The sequence below is a fragment of the Cupriavidus sp. 207A1 genome (assembly GCF_057798955.1).
Window position 1 is genome coordinate 17,423 of the sequence record NZ_JBYOJO010000005.1, and the last position, 21,758, is coordinate 39,180.

Genomic DNA, 21,758 nt, shown 5'->3' on the forward strand with positions numbered 1-21,758 from the left:
CAGAGGAGACTTGTCATGCCTGAAGTGCAAAGGATGACCCTGACGCAGTTCCTGATCGAGCAGCGCCGCCGCTACCCGGACGCCAGCGGCGGCTTCAACGGCCTGATCCTCAATGTCGCCATGGCCTGCAAGGAGATCGCGCGCGCCGTGGCCTTCGGCGCGCTGGGCGGCCTGCACGGCAGGGCCGGCGGCGCGGACGCGGCCGGCGCAGCCATCAACGTGCAAGGAGAGGTCCAGCAGAAGCTGGACGTGCTCAGCAACGACACCTTCCTGCGCGTCAACGAATGGGGCGGGTACCTCGCCGCCATGGCCTCGGAAGAAATGGAGGCGCCGTACCAGATCCCGGCGCACTACCCGCGCGGCAAGTACCTGCTGGTGTTCGATCCGCTCGATGGCTCCTCCAACATTGACGTCAATGTCTCGGTGGGCAGCATCTTCTCGGTACTGCGCGCGCCGGAGGGCACCACCGACGTCACCGAGCAGGCCTTCCTGCAGCCCGGCACGGCGCAGGTGGCCGCGGGCTACGCGCTCTATGGCCCCACCACCATGCTGGTGCTGACGGTGGGCAACGGCGTCAATGGCTTCACGCTGGATCCCAACCTGGGCGAGTTCTTCCTGACCCATCCGGACCTGCGCGTGCCCGCCGATACCCGGGAATTCGCCATCAACGCGTCCAACAGCCGCTTCTGGGAGGCGCCCATCAGGCAATACGTATCGGAGTGCCTGGCCGGCCAGACCGGGCCGCGGGGCAAGGATTTCAACATGCGCTGGATCGCCTCGATGGTGGCCGAGGCGCACCGCATCCTGATGCGCGGCGGCGTCTTCATGTACCCGCGCGACACCAAGGATCCGGCCAGGCCGGGACGACTGCGCCTGCTCTATGAAGCCAACCCGATCGCGTTCCTGATGGAGCAGGCCGGCGGGCGTGCCAGCACCGGCCGCCAGGCGCTGATGTCGGTGGCGCCCGGCGCGCTCCACCAGCGCATCGGCGTGATCTTCGGTTCGCGCCATGAAGTGGAGCGGATCGAGCGCTACCACAACGAGCAGACCGACCCCGATCTTCCCAATCCCCTGTTCAACGAGCGCAGCCTGTTCCGCGCGTCCGCCTGAGGCACCTGGCCATGTCAGAACGTTATCCCATCATCGCCATCACCGGCTCTTCCGGCGCAGGCACCACCTCGGTGACCCGTACCTTCGAAAACATCTTCCGGCGCGAGGGCGTGAAGTCGGTGGTAATCGAGGGCGACAGCTTCCACCGCTACGACCGCGCCGAGATGAAGATCAAGATGGCCGAGGCCGAGCGTACCGGCAACATGAACTTCAGCCACTTCGGCGAAGAGAACAACCTGTTCAGCGAGCTGGAAGGTCTGTTCCGTTCCTATTCGGAAACCGGCACCGGCGTGCACCGGCACTACCTGCACAGCCCCGAGGAAGCGGCGCCGTTCGGGCAGGAACCCGGCACCTTCACCCCATGGGAGCCGTTGCCGGACGACACCGACCTGCTTTTCTACGAGGGCTTGCACGGCGGCGTGGTCACCGACGAGGTCAATATCGCGCGGTATCCCAACCTGCTGATCGGCGTGGTGCCGGTGATCAACCTGGAGTGGATCCAGAAGCTGTGGCGCGACAAGAAGCAGCGCGGCTACTCGACCGAGGCCGTGACCGACACCATCCTGCGCCGCATGCCGGACTACGTGAACTACATCTGCCCGCAGTTCTCGCGCACGCATGTGAATTTCCAGCGGGTGCCGTGCGTGGACACCTCCAACCCCTTTATCGCACGCGAGATTCCAGCGCCCGATGAAAGCATGGTGGTGATCCGCTTTGCCAACCCCAAGGGCATCGATTTCCAGTACCTGCTGAGCATGATCCACGACTCCTTCATGTCGCGCGCCAACACCATCGTGGTCCCGGGCGGCAAGATGGAACTGGCCATGCAGCTGATCTTCACGCCCTTCGTGCTGCGCATGATGGAACGCCGCAAGCGCGCCACCCAGTAAGGAGCCGGAATGAACGCACCCGAACGCATCGACTCCGCGGCGCGCTGCGCCAACGCGCTGCGCTTTCTTGCCGCCGACGCGGTGGAGCAGGCCCGGTCCGGCCACCCCGGCGCACCGATGGGCATGGCGGAGATGGCCGAAGTGCTGTGGCGGCGCCACCTGCGCCACAACCCGGCCAACCCGGCCTGGCCCGACCGCGACCGCTTCGTGCTGTCCAACGGCCATGCCTCCATGCTGCTGTATGCGCTGCTGCACCTGAGCGGCTATGACGTGCCGATGGCGCAGCTGCGCCAGTTCCGCCAGCTGCACGCGATCACGCCGGGCCATCCGGAAGTCGGCGTGACGCCGGGCATCGAGACTACTACGGGACCGCTGGGGCAGGGGCTGGCCAATGCCGTCGGCATGGCGTTGGCGGAAAAGCTGCTGGCGGCCACCTTCAACCGGCCCGGCTTCGACATCGTCGACCACCACACCTATGTGTTCCTGGGCGATGGCTGCCTGATGGAAGGGCTCAGCCACGAGGCCGCCTCGCTGGCGGGGACGCTCGGGCTGGGCAAGCTGATCTGCCTGTACGACGACAACGGCATCTCCATCGACGGCGACGTGGTTGCCTGGTTTGCCGACGACACCCCGCAGCGCTTTGCTGCCTACGGCTGGCATGTGATCGCCGGCGTCGACGGGCACGATGCGCACGCCATCGACGCCGCGCTGCATACCGCCAAGGCCGAGCGCGACCGGCCCACGCTGATCTGCTGCCGCACCGTGATCGGCCAGGGCGCGCCGGCCAAGGCCGGCGGCCACGACGTGCATGGCGCGCCGCTGGGCGCGGCCGAAATCGCCGCGATGCGCGCGGCGCTGGGCTGGGAAGCGCCACCGTTCACGGTGCCGGCCGATGTGGCCGATGCCTGGGATGCGCGCGCGCAAGGTGCCGCGCGCGAGGCCGAATGGGAGGCGCGCTTCGCCGGCTATTGCGCCGCCTACCCGGAACTGGGCGATGCGTTCGTGCGGCGCGTGCAGGGCCGCCTGCCCGAGGGCTTCGATGCGCAGCTGCTGGCGCTGCTGGATGCGCCATCGCCGCTGCAAGACAAGATCGCCACGCGCAAGGCCTCCCAGCTGTGCCTGGAGGCGCTGACCCCCGCCTTGCCCGAGCTGCTGGGCGGCTCGGCCGACCTGACCGGCTCCAACCTGACCAACGTCAAGGCCTCGGTCTGGGTCAACCATGCCGGCCACGGCAACTACGTCAGCTACGGCGTGCGCGAGTTCGGCATGGCCGCGGTGATGAACGGCATTGCGCTGCATGGGGGGCTGATTCCCTACGGCGGCACCTTCATGACTTTTTCGGACTACTCGCGCAACGCCATCCGCATGGCCGCGCTGATGCGCCTGCGCGTGGTCCACGTGCTGACCCATGACTCCATCGGCCTGGGCGAGGACGGCCCCACGCACCAGCCGGTGGAGCACGCCGCCAGCCTGCGGCTGATTCCCAACAACCGGGTCTGGCGCCCCTGCGACGGCGCCGAAACCGCCTGCGCGTGGCTGGCCGCGCTGCGGCGCGAGGACGGTCCGACCTGCCTGGTGCTGTCGCGCCAGGCACTGACGCCATTCGCGCGCGATGCGGCGCAGCGCGACGCGATCGCGCGCGGCGGCTACGTATTGCGTGATGCGGCGGGGGCGCCGGCACCACGCGTGGTGCTGGTCGCCACCGGCTCCGAAGTGGAGATCGCCATGCGCGCGGCCGCGCAGCTGGCCGATGCCGGCATCGCCGCGCGCGTGGTGTCGATGCCCTGCGTCGAACTGTTCTACGCACAGGACGCGGCGTACCGCGACACGGTGCTGCCGCCAGGCGTGCCGCGCGTCAGCATCGAAGCCGGCAGCACCTGGTTCTGGCGCGGCGTGGTGGGCGAGCGGGGCAGGGCGCTGGGCCTCGACACCTTTGGCGAGTCGGCGCCCGCCGAGGCGCTGTACCAGCATTTCGGCCTGACCCCGGAGCATGTCGCCGCGGCGGCGCTGGCCGTTCTGGAGGACGCGTGATGGCTGCCCATATCCCCCAGGCCCTGCCCTGCACCGCGGTGCTGATCGACCTGGACGGCACGCTGGTCGACAGCGCGCCGGACATCGTCGGCGCCGCCAGCCTCATGCTGGCCGATCTCGGCAGCCCGCCGCTGCCGTTCGACACCGTGGCCGGATTTATCGGCCGCGGCGTGCCCAACCTGGTGCGGCGTGTGCTGGAAACCGCGCAACTCGCCACGCGCATCGACGCTGCCGACGCGGTGGCGCTGTTCCATCGCCACTATGCCGGCACCAACGGCCGTCTCGGCACCGTGTTTCCGGGCGTGGAGAACGGCCTCGCCGCGCTCCGGCGCGAGGGCTATCGCCTGGCATGCGTCACCAACAAGCCGCGCGCGCTGGCGGTGCCGCTGCTGGCCATGACCGGCCTGGCCGCGTATCTGGAAGTGCTGGTCGCTGGCGATTCGATTGCGCAGATGAAGCCCGATCCCGAACCGCTGCGCCATGCCTGCCGCCTGCTCGACGTCGATCCGGCGCATGGCGTGCTGGTGGGAGATTCACCGGTGGACGTGCAGGCGGCGCGCGCGGCCGGCATGCCGGTCTGCCTGGTGCGCTATGGCTACGCCGGCCCCGGTGGGCCGGCGGCGCTCGGCGCCGATGCGCTGGTCGATTCGTTCGAGGCATTGCCGGCGCTGCTGACGCCTGCCTGGCTCGCACCGGCGGCCTGATCCGGCGCCAGCGCGCCACGCAGGCAAGGATTCAAGACAACGACATGGAGACAGCATGACTATCAAGGTTGCCATCAATGGCTATGGCCGCATCGGCCGCAATGTGCTGCGCGCCCACTATGAAGGCGGCAAGCGGCACGACATCGAGATCGTCGCCATCAACGACCTCGGCAACGCCGCGACCAACGCCCACCTGACCCAGTACGACACCGTTCACGGGCGCTTTCCCGGCGAGGTCGCGGTCGATGGCGATGCCTTCCGCGTCAACGGCGACCGCATCCGCGTGCTGGCCCAGCGCAACCCGGCGGAGTTGCCGTGGGGCGAGCTGGGCGTGGATGTGGTGATGGAGTGCACCGGCCTCTTCACCACCAAGGACAAGGCCTCGGCCCACCTGAAGGGCGGCGCGAAGAAGGTGATCATCTCCGCCCCCGGCGGCAAGGACGTCGATGCCACCATCGTCTATGGCGTGAACCACCACGTGCTCAAGGCGACCGACACGGTCATCTCCAACGCCTCGTGCACCACCAACTGCCTGGCGCCGCTGGTCAAGCCGCTGCATGAAAAGCTGGGCGTGGTGAACGGCCTGATGACCACCGTGCATGCCTATACCAACGACCAGGTGCTGACCGATGTCTACCACGAAGACCTGCGCCGCGCGCGCTCGGCCACCATGTCGATGATCCCCACCAAGACCGGCGCCGCCGCGGCGGTGGGGCTGGTGCTGCCGGAGCTGGACGGGCGGCTGGATGGCTTTGCGGTGCGCGTGCCGACCATCAATGTGTCGCTGGTCGACCTGTCCTTCGTCGCCGCGCGGCCCACCACGGTCGAGGAAGTGAACGGCATCCTGCAGGCCGCGGCGCAGGGCGAGCTCAAGGGCATCCTCGACTACAACGCGGCGCCGCTGGTCTCGGTGGATTTCAACCACAACCCGGCCTCGTCCACCTTCGACGCCACCCTGACCAAGGTCAACGGCACGCTGGTCAAGGTATCGGCCTGGTACGACAACGAATGGGGCTTCTCCAACCGCATGCTGGATACCGCGGTGGCGCTGGCCAGTGCCCGCTAGCAGGAGGCCATGATGAGCGAATACCATGCTGCGCACGCGCTCCCGCAATCCCCGGCGCCGCACACGCTGGCCGCGCTGCTCGCCAATGGCGGGCTGGCCGGCAAGCGCGTCTTTATCCGCGCCGACCTCAACGTCCCGCAGGACGCCGCCGGACAGATTACCGACGACACCCGTATCCGCGCTTCGGTGCCCGCCATCGCGGCCTGCCTGCAGGCGGGCGCCGCGGTGATGGTCACCTCGCACCTGGGCCGGCCCGAGGAGGGGCAGCCCGACCCGCGCCACAGCCTGGCGCCGGTGGGGCGCCGCCTGTCGGAACTGCTGAGCCGTCAGGTGCCGCTGCTGTCCGGCTGGATCGAGGGCGGCTTCCAGGTGCCGCCCGGCCAGGTGGTGCTGCTGGAAAACTGCCGCATGAACCAGGGTGAGAAGAGGAACAGCGACGAACTGGCGCAGAAGATGGCGCGGCTGTGCGATGTCTACGTCAACGACGCCTTCGGCACCGCGCACCGCGCCGAAGCCACCACCCACGGCATCGCAAAATTCGCGCCGATCGCCTGCGCCGGCCCGCTGCTGGCCGCCGAGATCGACGCGCTGGGCAAGGCCCTGGGCCAGCCGGCGCGCCCGCTGGTGGCGATCGTGGCCGGCTCCAAGGTCTCGACCAAGCTGACCATCCTGAAGTCGCTGGCCGACAAGGTCGACAACCTGGTCGTCGGCGGCGGCATCGCCAACACCTTCATGCTGGCCGCCGGCCTGAAGATCGGCAAGTCGCTGGCCGAAGCCGACCTGGTCGGCGACGCCAAGGCCATCATCGACATCATGGCCAGGCGCGGCGCCTCGGTGCCCATCCCCGTCGACGTGGTCTGCGCCAAGGAATTCAGCGCGACCGCCGCGGCCACCGTCAAGGACGTCAAGGACGTCGCCGACGACGACATGATCCTGGACATCGGTCCGAAGACCGCCGCGCTGCTGGCCGAGCAGTTGAAGGCCGCCGGCACCATCGTCTGGAACGGCCCGGTGGGCGTGTTCGAGTTCGACCAGTTCGGCAACGGCACCAGGGTGCTGGCCCAGGCCATCGCCGAATCGAAGGCGTTCTCGATCGCCGGCGGCGGCGACACGCTCGCCGCCATCGCCAAGTACGGCATTGCCGACCGCGTGGGCTACATCTCCACCGGCGGCGGCGCGTTCCTGGAATTCCTGGAAGGCAAGACGCTGCCCGCGCTGGCCGTGCTGGCGCAACGCGCCACGTGAACCGCTCATCGATTCCGCATCAAGCTAAGGAGACTCATCATGGCACTCATATCCCTGCGCCAGCTGCTCGACCACGCGGGAGAGTTCGGCTACGGCGTGCCGGCCTTCAACGTCAATAACCTGGAACAGATCCACGCGATCATGGAGGCGGCGGAGGAAACCGACAGCCCCGTGATCCTGCAGGCCTCGGCCGGTGCTCGCAAATATGCGGGTGAGGCCTACCTGCGCCATATGGTGCTGGCCGCCGCCGAGACCCATCCCGACATTCCCATCGTGCTGCACCAGGACCACGGCTCCAGCCCGGCCGTGTGCCAGGCGTCGATCCGCTCCGGCTTTACCAGCGTGATGATGGACGGCTCGCTGCGCGAGGACATGAAGACGCCGTCCGACTACGACTACAACGTCGACGTCACGCGGCGCGTGTGCGAGATGGCGCATGCGGTCGGCGTCTCGGTGGAAGGCGAGCTGGGCTGCCTCGGTTCGCTGGAGACCGGCCAGGCGGGCGAGGAAGACGGCGTCGGCGCGGCGGGCACGCTGTCGCACGACATGATGCTGACCGACCCGGCGCAGGCGCGCGACTTCGTTGCCCGCACCGGCGTGGATGCGCTCGCCATCGCCATCGGCACCAGCCACGGCGCCTACAAGTTCTCGCGCCAGCCCACCGGCGACATCCTCGCGATCGACCGCATCCGCGCGATCCACGAGCAGATTCCCGACACCCACCTGGTGATGCACGGCTCCAGCTCGGTGCCGCAGGAGTGGCTGGAAATCATCCGCCAGTACGGCGGCGACATCAAGGAGACCTACGGCGTGCCGGTCGAGGAAATCCTGCGCGGCATCCGGAACGGCGTGCGCAAGGTGAATATCGACACCGACATCCGCCTGGCCATGACCGGCGCCATCCGCAAGTCGCTGGCCGAAGACCGCAGCGAGTTCGATCCGCGCAAGGCGTTGCTGGCGGCGAAGAAGGGCGCACGGGGCGTGGTCAAGTTGCGCTTCGAGGCGTTCGGCTGCGCGGGGCAGGCGGGGCGGATCAAGCCGGTGGCGATGGAGAGGATGGCGGGGCTCTACCGCTAACGGTGCTCGCCGCGGAGTGCCACGGACCCACGCATAGGCTCCCCTCTCCCGCTTGCGGGAGAGGGGAGCACACCAGCAGCAAGCGGTAACAGTAACGCGCGTGATCCACTGCAACGCCGCCCCCTTCGGCGCGGCACAAGGAGCAATCATGGCCAAGCTACGCGATGTACCCGGTATTCGCAAATACGACGGCCCCGCCGGAGGCTGGGGAGCGCTGAAGGCAACCGCCACGGCGATCCGGCTGCAGATGGATACCGTCAAGGCCCCGATCACGCTGCTGCGCACCAACCAGCCCGACGGCTTCGACTGCCCCGGCTGCGCGTGGCCCGACAAGGAGCACCGGTCGACCTTCCAGTTCTGCGAAAACGGCGCCAAGGCCGTCACCTGGGAAGCCACGACCAAGCGCGTGACGCCGGAGTTCTTCGCGGCCAACACGGTGTCGGCGCTGCTGAACCGCACCGATTTCGAACTGGAAGACCAGGGCCGCCTGACGCATCCGCTCGTCTATGACCGCGCCACCGACACCTTCAGGCTGGTGGAGTGGGAAGCTGCGTTCGCCCGCATCGGCGAAATTCTGCGCGGCCTGGCGCCGGATCAGGTCGAGTTCTATACGTCCGGCCGGGCCTCCAACGAGGCCGCATACCTGTACCAGCTGTTCGCGCGGGAGTACGGCACCAACAATTTCCCTGATTGCTCGAACATGTGCCACGAGCCCACCAGCGTCGGCCTGCCGCGCTCGATCGGCATCGGCAAGGGCACCGTGTCGCTGGACGACTTTGACCAGTGCGAGCTGATCATCTCGATCGGGCACAACCCGGGAACCAACCATCCCCGCATGATGGGAACGCTGCACGAGGCATCGCGGCGCAACGTGCCGATCCTGGTGTTCAACCCGTTGCGCGAACGCGCGCTCGAGCGCTTCGCCGACCCGCAGAACATGCTGGAGATGGCGACCTACGGCTCCACCCGGATCGCGTCGTCGTACTTCCTGGTGCGGGCCGGGGGCGATGCCGCCGCCATCAAGGGGGTCATGAAAGCACTGCTGGAACTGGAAGCCAGCCAGGGCAACGTGCTGGACCACGACTTCATTGCCGGCCACACCCAGGGCTTTGCAGCGCTGGCGGAGGACCTGGCGGCGACCGAATGGGCGGATGTCGAACAGACCAGCGGCCTTGCGCGTGCCGACCTGGAACGGGTCGCGGCGGCCTATGCGAAGTCGAACGCCACCATCGTCACCTATGGCATGGGCGTGACGCAGCACAACGAAGGCACGGCCAATGTCCGCCTGCTGTGCGACCTGCTGATGCTGCGCGGCAACTTCGGCAAGCCCGGCGCCGGCATCTGTCCCTTGCGCGGCCACTCCAACGTGCAGGGCAACCGGACCGTCGGCATCACCGAGAAGCCCTCTGCGGATTTCCTGCAGCGGCTCGCGGACACGTTCGGCTTCCGTCCGCCGGCGGCGCACGGGCACGATGCCGTCCGGGCCATGCAGGCGATGATCGACGGCAGCGCCAGGGCGCTGTTTTGCCTGGGAGGAAACTTCGCGGTCGCGCTGCCTGATCCGGACCAGTGCTTCCCTGCCATGGGCAAGCTTGACCTGAGCGTCCATGTCGGCACCAAGCTCAATCGCACGCACCTGCTGGTGGCCAGGGAGACCTACCTGCTGCCCTGCCTCGGCCGCACGGAACTGGATGTGCAGGAAACCGGGCCGCAATCGGTCACGGTGGAGGATTCGATGTCGATGGTCCATGCTTCGGCCGGCAAGCTCACGCCGGCATCCGCGTTGCTGCGCTCGGAGCCGGCCATCGTTGCGGGCATTGCCACCGCAACCCTGCCGGACAGCAGGGTTCCGTGGCTGGAGCTGGTTGCCGACTACGACCGGATCCGCGACCTGATCGAGCAGACCGTGCCGGGCTTCGACGACTTCAACACGCGCGTGCGCGTGCCTGGCGGATTCCGCATGCCGTTGCCGCCCACCGAACGCAGATGGGAAACACCGTCGGGAAAGGCGGAGTTCTACGTGTTCAAGGGACTGCAGGAAGACAAACAGGTCCAGGCCCACGATGTGCTGCGGCTGGTGACGATCCGCAGCCATGACCAGTACAACACCACGATCTATGCCATGGATGACCGCTACCGGGGCGTGTTCGGGCGCCGCGATGTGCTGTTCATGAACGCGGCCGACCTTGCTGCGCGCGGCCTGGAACATGGCGACCTGGTCGATATCGAGACCATCGCAGCGGGCCGGCAACTGCGCTTCGACAAACTGACCGCGATCGAATACGAGATTGCGCCGGGATCGGTCGCCGCCTACTATCCGGAGGCCAACAGGCTGGTGCCGCTCGACTACATTGACGAGGACAGCGGCACGCCGTCCTACAAGTCCGTCCCGGTGCGCGTGCTGCGCTCGACGGTGACGTAATGGCACGTCACGCCTCTTTTCCTTGATTCCACGCGCCGTTGCAAGCCGCGCAGGCGGCGTGCCGCGGCATTTCGTTGACGCTAAACGCGACCTGTCTGTGGAGGAAAGCTCATCATGCCGACCCTATGTGAAATCTGCAATGCGCGCCCGGCCGTGGCGCGCGTGACGGTGGTTCAGGACGGCCAGCGCAAGTCCATGTCTATTTGCGACTACGACTACCGGCAGCTGCTGCGCCACCAGGACATGCTCAACCCGTTCGATTCGCTGCTGGGCGGGGGCGGCCTGTCGCGCTTCTTCGGCGGCCTCGGCAATGGCGCGGACGACGAGGCGCAGGGCGGCTTCGCGGCCGAAGTACCGCGTGAATCCGTCGACGTGACCGACGCCTTCAGCGAACAGACGCTGGAGTTGCTGCAGCGCGCGGCGGAAAAGGCCCATGAGCTGCGGCGCAATGAACTGGACACCGAGCACCTGCTCTATGTGCTGTCCGATACCGATGTCTGCGTTGCGCTGCTCAAGGAGCTCAAGCTATCGCCGCAAGACCTGCGCGGCTATATCGACGCGCATGCGCAAACCGGCAGCGCCGCGCCGGACGCCGCGGTCGACCGGATGACGATCTCGCCGCGCCTGAAGAAGGCGTTCGAGTACGCGTTCCAGGCGTCGCGCGAGCTGGGGCATTCCTATGTTGGCCCGGAGCACCTGCTGATCGGGCTGGCCTCGGTGCCCGACAGTATCGCCGGGACGCTGCTGAAGAAGTACGGCGTCACGCCTGAGGCGCTGCGCCAGAAGGTGGTGAAGGTGGTGGGCAAGGGCGCGGAGGATGGTCGCGTCGACACGCCAACGGGCACGCCCACGCTGGACAAGTTCGGGCGCGACCTGACGGCGATCGCGCGGCAGGGCAAGCTTGACCCGGTGCTCGGCCGGGCACAGGAGATCGAGAACACGATCGAGGTGCTGGCGCGGCGCAAAAAGAATAACCCGGTGCTGATCGGCGAGCCCGGCGTGGGCAAGACCGCCATTGTCGAGGGGCTGGCGCAGCGCATCGTCAACGGCGACGTGCCTGAAGTGCTGCGCGGCAAACGCCTGGTCGAGATCAACCTCAATGCCATGGTGGCGGGGGCGAAGTACCGGGGCGAGTTCGAGGAACGTGCCAAGCAGCTGATCGATGAGGTCACTGCCAGGAACGATGAGCTGATCCTGTTTATCGACGAACTGCACACCATCGTCGGCGCGGGACAGGGCGGCGGCGAGGGCGGCCTGGACATTGCCAACGTGCTCAAGCCCGCGCTGGCGCGCGGCGAACTGAGCCTGATCGGCGCGACCACGCTGAACGAATACCAGAAGTACATCGAGAAAGACGCGGCGCTGGAACGGCGCTTCCAGCCGGTGCTGGTGCCGGAGCCCACCGTGGAGCAGACCATCGTCATCCTGCGCGGCCTGCGCGACAAGCTCGAGGCGCACCATCAGGTCACCTTTGCCGACGATGCATTCGTGGCCGCGGCAGAAATGTCGGACCGCTACATCACGTCGCGCTTCCTGCCAGACAAGGCCATCGACCTGATCGACCAGGCCGCGGCGCGCGTGCGCATCGGTTCGACCTCGCGGCCAGCCGACATCCAGGAACTGGAGGCGGAGATCACGCAGCTCAGGCGCGAGCAGGACTATGCCGCGTCACGCAAGCGCTTTGACGAGGCCAAGGCCTTCGAGGACCGCATCACCGACCAGCAAAAGCGGCTCGATGAGCTGACGGAGGCGTGGCAGCGCAAGACCGGCTCGGAGACGCTGGAAGTCACGGTCGCGGCCATTGCCGAGGTGGTGTCGCGCCTGACCGGCATCCCGGTGACCGACCTCACGCAGGAAGAACGCCAGAAGCTGCTGAAGATGGAGGAGCGGCTGCGCGAGCGCATCGTGGGCCAGGATGACGCGGTGGTCGCGGTGAGCGACGCGGTGCGCCTGTCGCGCGCGGGGCTCGGCCAGGCCAACCGGCCGATTGCGACCTTTCTCTTCCTCGGGCCGACTGGCGTGGGCAAGACCGAGCTGGCCAAGGCGCTCGCGGAAACCGTGTTCGGCGACGAGCAGGCCATCATCCGCATCGACATGTCCGAATACATGGAGCGCCATGCGGTGGCACGGCTGATTGGCGCGCCCCCGGGCTATGTCGGCTACGACGAGGGCGGGCAGCTGACCGAGCGCGTCCGCCGCCGGCCCTATAGCGTGATCTTGCTGGACGAGATCGAAAAGGCCCACACCGACGTGTACAACGTGCTGCTGCAGGTCTTCGACGACGGACGCCTGACCGACGGCAAGGGCCGCGTGGTGGATTTCAGCAACACCGTCATCATCGCCACCAGCAACCTGGGCGCACCGATCATCATGGAGAACCTCGAGAAGCCTGATGCATCCCGCATGGACGACAAGGCGCTGCACGAAGCGCTGATGAAGGTTCTGAAGGGACATTTCCGGCCGGAGTTCCTCAATCGCATCGATGACATCATTGTGTTCCATGCGCTCTCGCGCGAGAACATCCGCGCGATCGTGCAGATCCAGCTTGATCGCGTCGCGCGCACCGCCGCCGCGCAGGACATCGCGGTCAGGTTCGATGAGGCGCTGATCGATCATCTGGTGGAGGTGGGCTACCAGCCAGAATTCGGTGCGCGCGAGCTGCGGCGCCAGATCCGCCAGCAGGTCGAAACCGCGCTGGCGCGGCAGATACTGGGCGACAAGCTGAAGTCCGGGGACAGTGTCGAGGTGGGCTTCGACCGCGAGCGCGACGCGGCGAGCTTCAGGAAGCTGGAAGCGGCGCGCAAGCCGAAGGCCGGCAAGGCGAGTGCCAAGGCTGCTTCGCCCGGTAAGGGGAGTGGCGGAAAGGGGGATGGCGCCGTTGCTGCCGGTGATGCCGCAGCCTGAGCGCGGCAGGCAACAACGCAGGCGATAGTGCAGGGAATTCTACGCCGGAGGTTCAACCATGCAGGAGTTCGACTTTTACCTCAACCTGAAGAAGCCGACGCTGGGACTCTATGTGCGCAAGGGGGCGGGGCTTCCCGACCTTGCCGATGCCGCGCAGTGGCGGCTTGAAGGAACCGTCGCCGAGACCGATGTGCCGCCCGATGTCCTGAAAGGACTCGGTGCCAACGGTCACGCCTTCCAGGAACTGGGCGGCTGACCGCGCCAGGCGCGGCCGCGATGGGCCCGGGGGATCGCGGCCGCCAATCGGAGGGGAGGGCAGGCGGCCACGTCAATGCCCGGAGCCGCTGCGGTCCGCCAGCGCTTCGAGCAGGTCGGCCGAGGGGACAAAGAACAGGCCGCCGGTGACAGCCCGGCTGAAATCGAGCAGCCGGTCGTAGTTGCCGGGCGGCCGGCCGACGAACATGTTCTCGAGCATTTGCTCGATCGGGGCCGGCGAGCGGGCGTAGGCGATGAAGTAGGTGCCGAATTCGCCCGCACCGGGGCGGCCAAACACCATGTTGTTGCGCAGGATCTTGACTTCCTGCCCGTTGTCGTCGAGCGTAGTCAGCGCGCTGTGCGAGTTCGATGGCTTGACACTGGCGTCCAGCTCGATGTCCGACAGCTTCCTGCGGCCAATGATCAGTTCCTGCGCCTCGACCGGCAACGCGTTCCACCCGGCCATGTCGTGCAGGTACTTCTGCACCATGACGTAGCTGCCGCCGGCGAACCCGGCGTCTTCTTCCCCGATCACCGTGAAGCCCGCGGCTTCGCGGCCGGTCGGATTTTCTGTGCCGTCCACGAAACCGATCATCGCGCGCATGTCGAAGTTGCGAAAGCCATGCACCTCGTCGACCACCCGCACCGCGTCGCCCAGCTTGCCGAGCAGCTGCGTGGCCAGCTCGAAGCAAAGGTCCATCGCTTCGGCGCGGATGTGCAACAGCAGATCGCCCGGCGTTGCCGGGGCCATGCGCTCGCCGGCACCGAACTCGCGGAAGCGGTGCAGCGCAGCGGGACGGGGCGCGCCGAAGAGCCGGTCCCAGGCGTCCGAGCCGAAGCCGCAGACACAGGACAGGTTGCCGTCCGGTACGCGATGGCCGACTGCACGCACCACCGCCGCGACGTCGGCGCACCATGCACGCACGGTTTCGGCGTGGTCATCGCCATCGGCAAGCGTTGCGACGAGGAATATCGCGCTGCGGGTGACGGGGTTTGCAACGGCCTGGGGTTCGGGGAGACTGGTGGGCATCGGTATCTGTTGTGTTCGGGCCAATCCGTCGGTGCGCAGACGGGCGAGAATTCCGCGCATAAGCGTACACGAACTGCGTGCCTGCCCGGGTCTCATCCCGGCAAGGCGAACGGGTTTAACCCGGTACGTTGAAAGCCTTCGCCCGCCACGGCATCGTCCAGCGCCAGCGTGGCCAGATCATCGGCCACCGCTTCGGCATGCGGATCCCGCTCCAGTGACACCACCTTCAGATAGCCGTGGCACACGCCGCAGCTCTCCGCCCGCACCGTGGCTTCGACGGTATCGAGGCTCAGGTAGTCGAGCTCGGCGGCGGAGCCGCAGTTGCTGCATTTGGCCCGCACCATGTGCCACGCGCTCTCGCAGAGCGGGCAATGCAGGTAGCGCATGCCGTGGCGCTCGCCGGTCAGGATCAGGCTTGCCACCGGGGCGGTGCCGCACAGCGGGCAACCTGGCGGCTCGGCGCTGCCGCCGACGGGCACCGGCGCCGCGCGCGCGGCGGTGGCGCATTGCAGCGACAGCGCGGCCCAGAGCAATGGTGCGATCGCCGCCGGCACGGCGTCGAAGCGGCCCGCGGCCAGCGCCTGCGCGGCCGCCAGGCGTTCGACCGCGGCCAGGCCGCGCAGTGCCGTGAGATGGGGTGCGGCCGGCGCGGGAATGTCATGCGCAAGCCGCTCGATCAGACGGTCGAGCAGGGCAATGCAACGCCCCGCATGCGCAATCGCGCCGGCTGCCAGCGGCCCGCATGCGCCGGCGTCGGGCAGCACGGTTGCCTGCGCCTCGGTCACGCGGGCGGCCCAGTGCAGGTAAGCGGCATGGTCGTGGCCTTCGGCCAGCGCATGCAGGCGCGCGGCGCGCCGGCTGTAAAGCTGGAACAGGTCGGGCTGGATCAGCGGCGTGAAATGCCGCGATGCCTCATCCGGCGGCAGCGCCCCCTGCATCTTCGGATGCGGGTTCATTGCCCATGCCCCCTTGCGCTTGCCGCCTGCGCGTCTTTCGCTTCCAGTTCGCCATGCCACCGGTCATGGTGTTGCCTGGCCCACGCGCGCGAGACGTAGCCCGTCACCATGCCGGTGATCGAGCCGCGGACCCAGATTGCCAGATAGATATGCCCGATGATCAGCAGGATCAGCCCGATCCCGGCCACGGCATGGGCCAGGATCGCCAGGCGCAATACCGGAATCGGGAAAAATTCGGCGAAATACGCGCGCCACATGACCAGCCCGGAGACCAGCAGCACCAGTATCGAAGCCATGATCAGCCAGAACAGCACCTTCTGGCCGGCGTTGTACTTGCCGATCTGCAGCGGTTCGCCACCATGCCGGTTCATCAGGACGTCACGGATGCGGCGAAACCAGATCGCATCCGTGCGCGCCGGCAGGTTGTAGCCCACGAAGCGCGCGAACATGTAGCAAAGCCCGCCAAATACCGCGATGCCGAGGAACGGGTGCAGCAGCCGCGCCAGTTGCGGCGTGCCAAGCAAGCCGCTCATCCAGCTCACAGTGGGGAAGAACCATGAAATCCCCGACACCGCGGCAAGGAAGAAGCACAGCACGACCGCCCAGTGGCACAGCCGCTCGGCGAGCTTCGTGCGCAGGATCCTGTCTTCGTGGCGCATCATTTGCCGTCTCCGTTTGCCGTGTCGTCGGTGGCGGGGTCACTCGCGCCGTCGTGGCTGGTGTCGGTGGTATTCGGGCCGACCGCCATGAAATGCGCGGCCATGCCTGCGACCGCAGCTGCGCCGATGACCGCGGCGGCGGGTTTCAGGTCATCCTTCCACCCGGCGACCAGCGCGCTGATCTCGGGGTCCTTCGGCAGGCCCGCGTAGCGCTCGGCATCGTCGGCATGCTGCAGCACGTACATCACGTGGGTGCCGCCCACCCCCGCCGGGTCATACACGCCGGCATTGGCATAGCCGCGCTCGTTCAGCTCGGCCACGCGCTCCGCGCCAAGCGACTGCATCTCCGCCTTCGAGCCGAAAGCGATGGCGCCGGTGGGGCAGGTCTTGACGCAGGCCGGCTCCTGTCCGACCGCGACGCGGTCGGAGCACAGCGTGCATTTGTAAGCCTTGTTGTCCAGCTTCGAGATGCGCGGCACGTCGAACGGGCAGCCGGCGACGCAATAGCCGCAGCCGATGCACAGGTCGGACTGGAAATCGACGATGCCGTTCGCATACTGCACGATGGCGCCAGGCGCGGGACAGGCTTTCAGGCAGCCGGGATCCTCGCAATGCATGCAGCCGTCCTTGCGGATCAGCCATTCCAGCTTGCCAGCCTGGTCCTCATGCTCGGTGAAGCGCATCAGGGTCCAGGTGTTGGGCGACAGGTCGCGCGGATTGTCGTAGATGCCGACGTTTTCCTGCACGTCGCCGCGCAGGTCGTTCCATTCGTTGCAGGCGACCTGGCACGCCTTGCAGCCGATGCAGATCGACACGTCGATCAGCTTGGCCACTTGCATCTGGTGGTCGCGGATGCGCGGCGCCGGCGTCAGCTCGGACGAGGCCGAGCGGCGGATGATGTTCTGTGAGTTCATGCCCGGGCTCCGGCCATCTTTTCAATATTGACGAGGAATGCCTTGAATTCCGGCGTTTGCGAGTTGGCGTCGCCCACGCCGGGCGCCAGGGTGTTGGCGAGATAGCCCTTGCGGGTCGCGCCTTCGAAGCCCCAGTGGCAGGGGATGCCGACCTGCTCGACCGTTTGCCCCGCCACCTGCAGCGTGCGCATGCGCTTGGTCACCACGGCCTTGGCCGTGATATAGCCGCGCCGGGTGGTGATCCTGACCGTATCGCCATGGGCAATGCCCTTGTCGGCGGCCAGCTTCTCGCCGATCTCGACGAACTGCTCGGGCTGCAGCATGGCGTTCAGGTGCGAATGCTTGGTCCAGTGGCGGAACAGCTCGGTCACCGAATAGGTCGTGGCGACATAAGGAAAATCGGTGCGGTTGCCCAGCCGCTGCGCATCGTTCTGGAAGATGCGCGCGGTCGGGTTGTGGGTGACCCTGGCATGCAGCGGGTTTTTTGCGAGCGGGCTTTCCACCGGCTCGTAGTGCTCGGGGAAGGGGCCGTCTATCATGCCGCCGGCGGAGAACAGCCGGCCCACGCCTTCGGGCAGCATGATGAACGGCCCAACGGGTGTGCCGGGCGCCGCGGTCAGCGGAAAATCGGGCACGTCGGCGCCCGTCCATTGCTGGCCGTTCCAATGCAGGATCTGGCGCCTCGGGTCCCACGGCTTCCCCATCTCGTCCATCGAAGCGCGGTTGTAGAGGATGCGGCGGTTGGCGGGCCAGGACCAGGCCCAGCCGGGCGTATTGCCGAGCCCGGTGTCGGTGTTGTCGCGCCTGGCCATCTGGTTGCCGGCCTCGGTCCAGGAGCCGCTGAAGATCCAGCAGTAGCTCGAGGTGGTGCCGTCGTCCCGCAGCTGCGCGAACGAATCCAGCAGCTGGCCTTTGCGCAGGATCTTGTTGCCGCGCTCGTCGAAAACGTCTGCCAGCGCGTAGCCGTTGGCCTCCTTGGCCATTTCCTCGGGATGCGGGTTGTGGGGATCGTGATAGGTGTCGGCGTCCCAGGTCATGTGCAGCACCTGCTCGGGACACGCGCCGCCTTCGGTCTGGTACAGCCTGCGTAGTTCCATCATGATGCCGGCGAGGATGGCGGGGTCGTGGCGCGCCTCGCCCGGCGGCTGCTGGCCGGCGTAGTGCCATTGCAGCCAGCGGCCCGAATTGACCACGGTGCCGTCCTCTTCGGCAAAGCAGCTCGACGGCAGCCGGAACACCTCGGTCATGATTTCCTCGGTCCTGACGTCGTTGAACTTGCCCTCGTTGCGCCAGAAGTTGGAGGTCTCGGTCACCAGCGGGTCGATCACCACCAGGAACTTCAGTTTCGACAGCGCGGCGGAGGACTTGTTCTTGTCCGGCATCGCCGCCAGCGGGTTGAAGCCCTGGACGATATAGCCGTTGACCTTGCCCTCATACATCAGGTCGAAGTACGCCAGCATGTCGTAGCTGCGGTCCCATTTCGGCAGCAGGTCATAAGCCCAGTCGTTCTGCGCCGTGGCATGCTTGCCGAACAGGTTTTTCTGCAGCGAGACGAAGAACTTGGGCAGGTTCTTCCAGTAGTTGACCTGGTCGGGCAGCAGCGCCCTGGGCGTGGCATCGGCCAGGTATTTCTTCAGGGTCTGCTGTCCGTCCGTGGGCAGGTCCATATAGCCCGGCAGCCGTACCGACAGCAGGCCCAGGTCGGTATAGCCCTGGATATTCGAGTGCCCGCGCAGCGCGTTCACGCCGCCGCCGGCCATGCCGACATTGCCCAGCAGCAGCTGGATCATCGCCGCGCCGCGGATGATCTGCGCGCCGCCGGTGTGGTGCGTCCAGCCCAGCGCATACAGCCACGTCAGGGTCCTGTCCCGCGCCGCGCACGTGCCCACGATCTCGGCGATCCGCAGGAAGTCGGCCTGCTTCACGCCGGTGATTTCCTCGACCTTCTCCGGCGTGTAGCGCGATACGTGCTGCTTCAGCAGGCTCAGCACGCAGCGGGGATGGCGCATCGACGGATCGCGCCGGGCGTTGCCCGCGCCGTCGAGTTCATAGGTCCACGACGACTTGTCGTAGCGTTTGGTTTCGGCATCGAAGCCCGAGAACAGCCCCTCGTCGAAGCTGAAGTCCTCGCGCACGATCAGCGCTGCGTTGGTGTACGCGCGCACGTAGTCGTGCTGGATCTTGTCGTGCTGCAGCAGCCAGTTGACCAGGCCCATCAGGAAGGCCGTGTCCGAGCCCGCGCGGATCGGCGAGAAGATGTCGGCCACTGCGGCCGTGCGGTTGAAGCGCGGATCGACGACGATGACCCTGGCCTTGTTCTTGATCTTGGCTTCGATCACCCACTTGAAGCCGACGGGATGGGCCTCGGCGGGGTTGCCGCCCATGATCATGACGACATCGGCGTTCTTGATGTCCACCCAGTGGTTGGTCATCGCGCCGCGCCCGAACGACGGGCCCAGTGCGGATACCGTGGGCCCGTGGCACAGCCGTGCCTGGCAGTCCAGCGCCAGCATGCCCAGCGAGCGGGCAAACTTGAAGTCGAGCACGCCGGTTTCGTTGGACGCCGCCGACGAGGCGAGCATGCCCGAACTGAGCCAGCGGTTCACCAGCTGGCCTTTCTCGTTGCGCGCGATGAAGTGCTGGTCGCGGTCGTCCTTGAGCAGGCGCGCGATGCGCCGGGTCGCGTCGTCCCAGCTGATGCGCACCCATTCCTTCGACCGCGGCGCACGGTATTCCGGGTACAGCAGCCGGTTTTTCGAATGGACGATGTCGAGCAGCCCCGCGCCCTTGGGACACAGCGAGCCGCGGCTGACCGGATGGTCGGGATCGCCCTCGATGTGGAAGATGCGTGGCTTTGCGTTCCTGGCACCATCCCCCAGCGAATACATCAGCAGGCCGCACCCGACCGAGCAATAGGTGCAATTGTTGCGCGTCTCCTTGGCACGCAGCAGCTTGTAGGGCCGCACGCCCGCCGGGGTTTGCGCCCATGCCGGCGCCATGCCCAGGGCCGCGGCCGAAGCGGCGAACGAACCGGCGCCAAGGATCTTGAGGAACCGCCGGCGTCCAATGCTGGTGGGTGTAGTCATCGTGGTCTCATCGTCATTTTTTCCGCCGGCCCGCGGATGAACAGGCCGGGGGTCTCCGCCTTTTTTATGTCCGACAAGGAATGAACGCGCGCGCAGGCCCGCTGCGCGGGGTGGGCGCAGTGGCGGTGAGAGCCATCCTTGATGGGAATTGCCGCCTTGGGCAGCGTGTCAGGTCGTCTCCGGGCGTCGGGTCAGCGTTGCCGTGACGGGCAGCGTCGCCGGCATGATCCGCGCCTTTTGCGCAAAGATATCCGCGTGCCAACCGAAGGACAATTCAGCGATTCTTTGCCAGCCCATAAGCAATCCGTTAAGTGACGCCTCTGGCGCCACAGATGTGACAGGCGCCGGCCTGTCGAATGGTGTCCATGAACACCGTTTCTAGGGCACATGCTTTCCCTACATAGCGCCCCTGCGGCCGCCGCCTTTGCTGCAATCTAATGGGCCTGCCCGAACCGCTGCCCATGAGACGCACCACCACCATTCCCACGCCGCCGCCCGATGCCGCGCACATCCTGGTGCCGGCCGACGTGCCGGGGGGCAATGGCTGTGCCGATGACCGCAATTTCGTCACGGCGCTGGCGCGCGGCATGGAGCTGCTGCGCGCGTTCGGGCCGCAGGACGATTACCTGGGCAACGCGGAGCTGTCGCGGCGCACCGGCATTCCGCGGCCGACAGTGTCGCGGCTGACCTATACGCTGGCCACGCTCGGCTACCTGACTTATATCGAGGCGACGGAAAAATACCGGCTGGGGCAGGGCGCGATGGTGCTGGGACATCGCTATGTCGGCGCTGCCGGCATCCGCGAGATCGCGCAGCCGCTGATGCAGTCGCTGGCGTTTGCGACGGATTGCACGGTGGCGCTGGCGATGCCGGACCGCCATGCCATGGTCTACCTGGAAAGCTGCCAGCCGCGCGGCGCGCTGGTGATCCGGCTGGCGCCGGGCGCGCGGCTGCCGATGGCCACCTCGGCGATCGGGCGGGCGTGGCTGGCGGGTCTGGATGCGGATCACCGCGAAGCCGCGCTGGCGGAACTGGCCCGACACTACGATGCACGCTGGCCGGCGGTGCGCGCGGGCGTGGAGCGTGCGCTGCGTGACCATGCGCGGCGCGGCTTCTGCGTGGCGCATGCCGAATGGGACCGCACCGTCAGCGGCGCGGCCGCGCCGCTGCGGCTGGCAGGCAGCAGCGAGGTGCTGGCGCTGAATATCGGCGGCGCCGCGGCGCGGCTGTCGCCGGAAATCCTGGAAGCCAACCTGGGGCCGCGCGTGCGCGAGCTGGCGCAGACCCTGCAGGCGCGGCTGTGGCAGCCGGGCGGTGCGCGCGCGACCGCGCGCTTTGCCTCGGCGCAGCCAGAACCGGGGCCCGAGCCCGACGCGGCGAAGCGGGCCTGATGCGTCCGGCGCAGATGC

16 protein-coding genes are annotated in these 21,758 nt (G+C 67.3%); 11 read left to right on the forward strand and 5 right to left on the reverse strand.

What is annotated here, in order from left to right:
• The first annotated feature begins 15 nt into the window (after window positions 1-15).
• The 10 genes from AC3FMM_RS10375 to AC3FMM_RS10420 all read left to right on the forward strand — a co-directional run bounded on the left by AC3FMM_RS10375 (window position 16) and on the right by AC3FMM_RS10420 (window position 13,705).
• Complete coding sequence (locus AC3FMM_RS10375; RefSeq protein WP_115713660.1) at window positions 16-1,110, forward strand: class 1 fructose-bisphosphatase; 1,095 nt, start codon at window positions 16-18, stop codon at window positions 1,108-1,110.
• Between the two features lie 11 nt (window positions 1,111-1,121).
• Window positions 1,122-2,000, forward strand: a complete 879-nt coding sequence (locus AC3FMM_RS10380) for a phosphoribulokinase (protein ID WP_116314147.1) — start codon at window positions 1,122-1,124, stop codon at window positions 1,998-2,000.
• Between the two features lie 9 nt (window positions 2,001-2,009).
• Window positions 2,010-4,031: a transketolase gene (tkt, locus tag AC3FMM_RS10385; protein WP_488686556.1), complete on the forward strand. Its 2,022-nt coding sequence runs from the start codon at window positions 2,010-2,012 to the stop codon at window positions 4,029-4,031.
• Window positions 4,031-4,735 (forward strand): phosphoglycolate phosphatase, encoded by a 705-nt coding sequence (gene gph / locus AC3FMM_RS10390; RefSeq protein ID WP_473703737.1) that lies wholly within the window; start codon window positions 4,031-4,033, stop codon window positions 4,733-4,735. The genes tkt and gph overlap by 1 nt, the downstream gene beginning before the upstream one ends.
• Before the next feature lie 55 nt (window positions 4,736-4,790).
• Window positions 4,791-5,801: a type I glyceraldehyde-3-phosphate dehydrogenase gene (gene gap, locus AC3FMM_RS10395; protein WP_116314150.1), complete on the forward strand. Its 1,011-nt coding sequence runs from the start codon at window positions 4,791-4,793 to the stop codon at window positions 5,799-5,801.
• Between the two features lie 9 nt (window positions 5,802-5,810).
• Window positions 5,811-7,046, forward strand: a complete 1,236-nt coding sequence (locus AC3FMM_RS10400; protein WP_488686557.1) for a phosphoglycerate kinase — start codon at window positions 5,811-5,813, stop codon at window positions 7,044-7,046.
• Between the two features lie 39 nt (window positions 7,047-7,085).
• The gene (gene fba, locus AC3FMM_RS10405; protein WP_488686558.1) at window positions 7,086-8,123 is read left to right on the forward strand and encodes a class II fructose-bisphosphate aldolase; all 1,038 of its coding nucleotides are present in this window, start codon (window positions 7,086-7,088) and stop codon (window positions 8,121-8,123) included.
• 148 nt (window positions 8,124-8,271) lie between these two features.
• A complete protein-coding gene (locus tag AC3FMM_RS10410) occupies window positions 8,272-10,545 on the forward strand; it encodes an FdhF/YdeP family oxidoreductase (protein WP_488686559.1) in 2,274 nt (757 codons plus the stop codon).
• Between the two features lie 114 nt (window positions 10,546-10,659).
• Window positions 10,660-13,449 (forward strand): ATP-dependent Clp protease ATP-binding subunit, encoded by a 2,790-nt coding sequence (locus AC3FMM_RS10415; protein WP_488686560.1) that lies wholly within the window; start codon window positions 10,660-10,662, stop codon window positions 13,447-13,449.
• 58 nt (window positions 13,450-13,507) lie between these two features.
• Complete coding sequence (locus AC3FMM_RS10420; RefSeq protein ID WP_115713651.1) at window positions 13,508-13,705, forward strand: hypothetical protein; 198 nt, start codon at window positions 13,508-13,510, stop codon at window positions 13,703-13,705.
• 72 nt (window positions 13,706-13,777) lie between these two features.
• Here the strand turns inward: AC3FMM_RS10420 and AC3FMM_RS10425 are convergent, their stop codons facing one another.
• From AC3FMM_RS10425 to fdnG, 5 genes are all read right to left on the reverse strand, one after another.
• A complete protein-coding gene (locus AC3FMM_RS10425; RefSeq protein ID WP_116314155.1) occupies window positions 13,778-14,734 on the reverse strand; it encodes a Dyp-type peroxidase in 957 nt (318 codons plus the stop codon).
• 92 nt (window positions 14,735-14,826) lie between these two features.
• Window positions 14,827-15,690, reverse strand: coding sequence for a formate dehydrogenase accessory protein FdhE (gene fdhE, locus AC3FMM_RS10430; RefSeq protein ID WP_326348699.1), 864 nt, complete (start codon window positions 15,688-15,690; stop codon window positions 14,827-14,829).
• The gene (locus tag AC3FMM_RS10435; protein ID WP_198036072.1) at window positions 15,687-16,352 is read right to left on the reverse strand and encodes a formate dehydrogenase subunit gamma; all 666 of its coding nucleotides are present in this window, start codon (window positions 16,350-16,352) and stop codon (window positions 15,687-15,689) included. The genes fdhE and AC3FMM_RS10435 overlap by 4 nt, the downstream gene beginning before the upstream one ends.
• Complete coding sequence (gene fdxH, locus AC3FMM_RS10440) at window positions 16,349-17,263, reverse strand: formate dehydrogenase subunit beta (protein ID WP_326348701.1); 915 nt, start codon at window positions 17,261-17,263, stop codon at window positions 16,349-16,351. The genes AC3FMM_RS10435 and fdxH overlap by 4 nt, the downstream gene beginning before the upstream one ends.
• Entirely contained in the window at window positions 17,260-20,349 is a 3,090-nt protein-coding gene (gene fdnG, locus AC3FMM_RS10445; protein WP_488686561.1) for a formate dehydrogenase-N subunit alpha, read from the reverse strand. Before fdnG ends, fdxH begins: the two co-directional genes overlap by 4 nt.
• A 461-nt stretch (window positions 20,350-20,810) precedes the next feature.
• On the opposite strand from fdnG, the gene AC3FMM_RS10450 reads away from it, so the two are divergent.
• Window positions 20,811-21,740, forward strand: a complete 930-nt coding sequence (locus AC3FMM_RS10450) for an IclR family transcriptional regulator (RefSeq protein ID WP_116314769.1) — start codon at window positions 20,811-20,813, stop codon at window positions 21,738-21,740.
• The last annotated feature ends 18 nt before the right edge of the window (window positions 21,741-21,758 follow it).

What these genes read in the sequence shown, in the direction of transcription:
- AC3FMM_RS10400 (WP_488686557.1), top strand. Translation starts at nt 5,811, where the DNA reads ATGATGAGCGAATACCATGCTGCGCACGCGCTCCCGCAATCCCCGGCG.
- AC3FMM_RS10420 (WP_115713651.1), top strand. Translation starts at nt 13,508, where the DNA reads ATGCAGGAGTTCGACTTTTACCTCAACCTGAAGAAGCCGACGCTGGGA.
- AC3FMM_RS10375 (WP_115713660.1), top strand. Translation starts at nt 16, where the DNA reads ATGCCTGAAGTGCAAAGGATGACCCTGACGCAGTTCCTGATCGAGCAG.
- fdhE (WP_326348699.1), bottom strand. Translation starts at nt 15,690, where the DNA reads ATGAACCCGCATCCGAAGATGCAGGGGGCGCTGCCGCCGGATGAGGCA.
- fba (WP_488686558.1), top strand. Translation starts at nt 7,086, where the DNA reads ATGGCACTCATATCCCTGCGCCAGCTGCTCGACCACGCGGGAGAGTTC.
- AC3FMM_RS10380 (WP_116314147.1), top strand. Translation starts at nt 1,122, where the DNA reads ATGTCAGAACGTTATCCCATCATCGCCATCACCGGCTCTTCCGGCGCA.
- gap (WP_116314150.1), top strand. Translation starts at nt 4,791, where the DNA reads ATGACTATCAAGGTTGCCATCAATGGCTATGGCCGCATCGGCCGCAAT.
- tkt (WP_488686556.1), top strand. Translation starts at nt 2,010, where the DNA reads ATGAACGCACCCGAACGCATCGACTCCGCGGCGCGCTGCGCCAACGCG.
- fdxH (WP_326348701.1), bottom strand. Translation starts at nt 17,263, where the DNA reads ATGAACTCACAGAACATCATCCGCCGCTCGGCCTCGTCCGAGCTGACG.
- AC3FMM_RS10410 (WP_488686559.1), top strand. Translation starts at nt 8,272, where the DNA reads ATGGCCAAGCTACGCGATGTACCCGGTATTCGCAAATACGACGGCCCC.
- gph (WP_473703737.1), top strand. Translation starts at nt 4,031, where the DNA reads ATGGCTGCCCATATCCCCCAGGCCCTGCCCTGCACCGCGGTGCTGATC.
- AC3FMM_RS10450 (WP_116314769.1), top strand. Translation starts at nt 20,811, where the DNA reads ATGAGACGCACCACCACCATTCCCACGCCGCCGCCCGATGCCGCGCAC.
- AC3FMM_RS10425 (WP_116314155.1), bottom strand. Translation starts at nt 14,734, where the DNA reads ATGCCCACCAGTCTCCCCGAACCCCAGGCCGTTGCAAACCCCGTCACC.
- fdnG (WP_488686561.1), bottom strand. Translation starts at nt 20,349, where the DNA reads ATGACTACACCCACCAGCATTGGACGCCGGCGGTTCCTCAAGATCCTT.
- AC3FMM_RS10435 (WP_198036072.1), bottom strand. Translation starts at nt 16,352, where the DNA reads ATGATGCGCCACGAAGACAGGATCCTGCGCACGAAGCTCGCCGAGCGG.
- AC3FMM_RS10415 (WP_488686560.1), top strand. Translation starts at nt 10,660, where the DNA reads ATGCCGACCCTATGTGAAATCTGCAATGCGCGCCCGGCCGTGGCGCGC.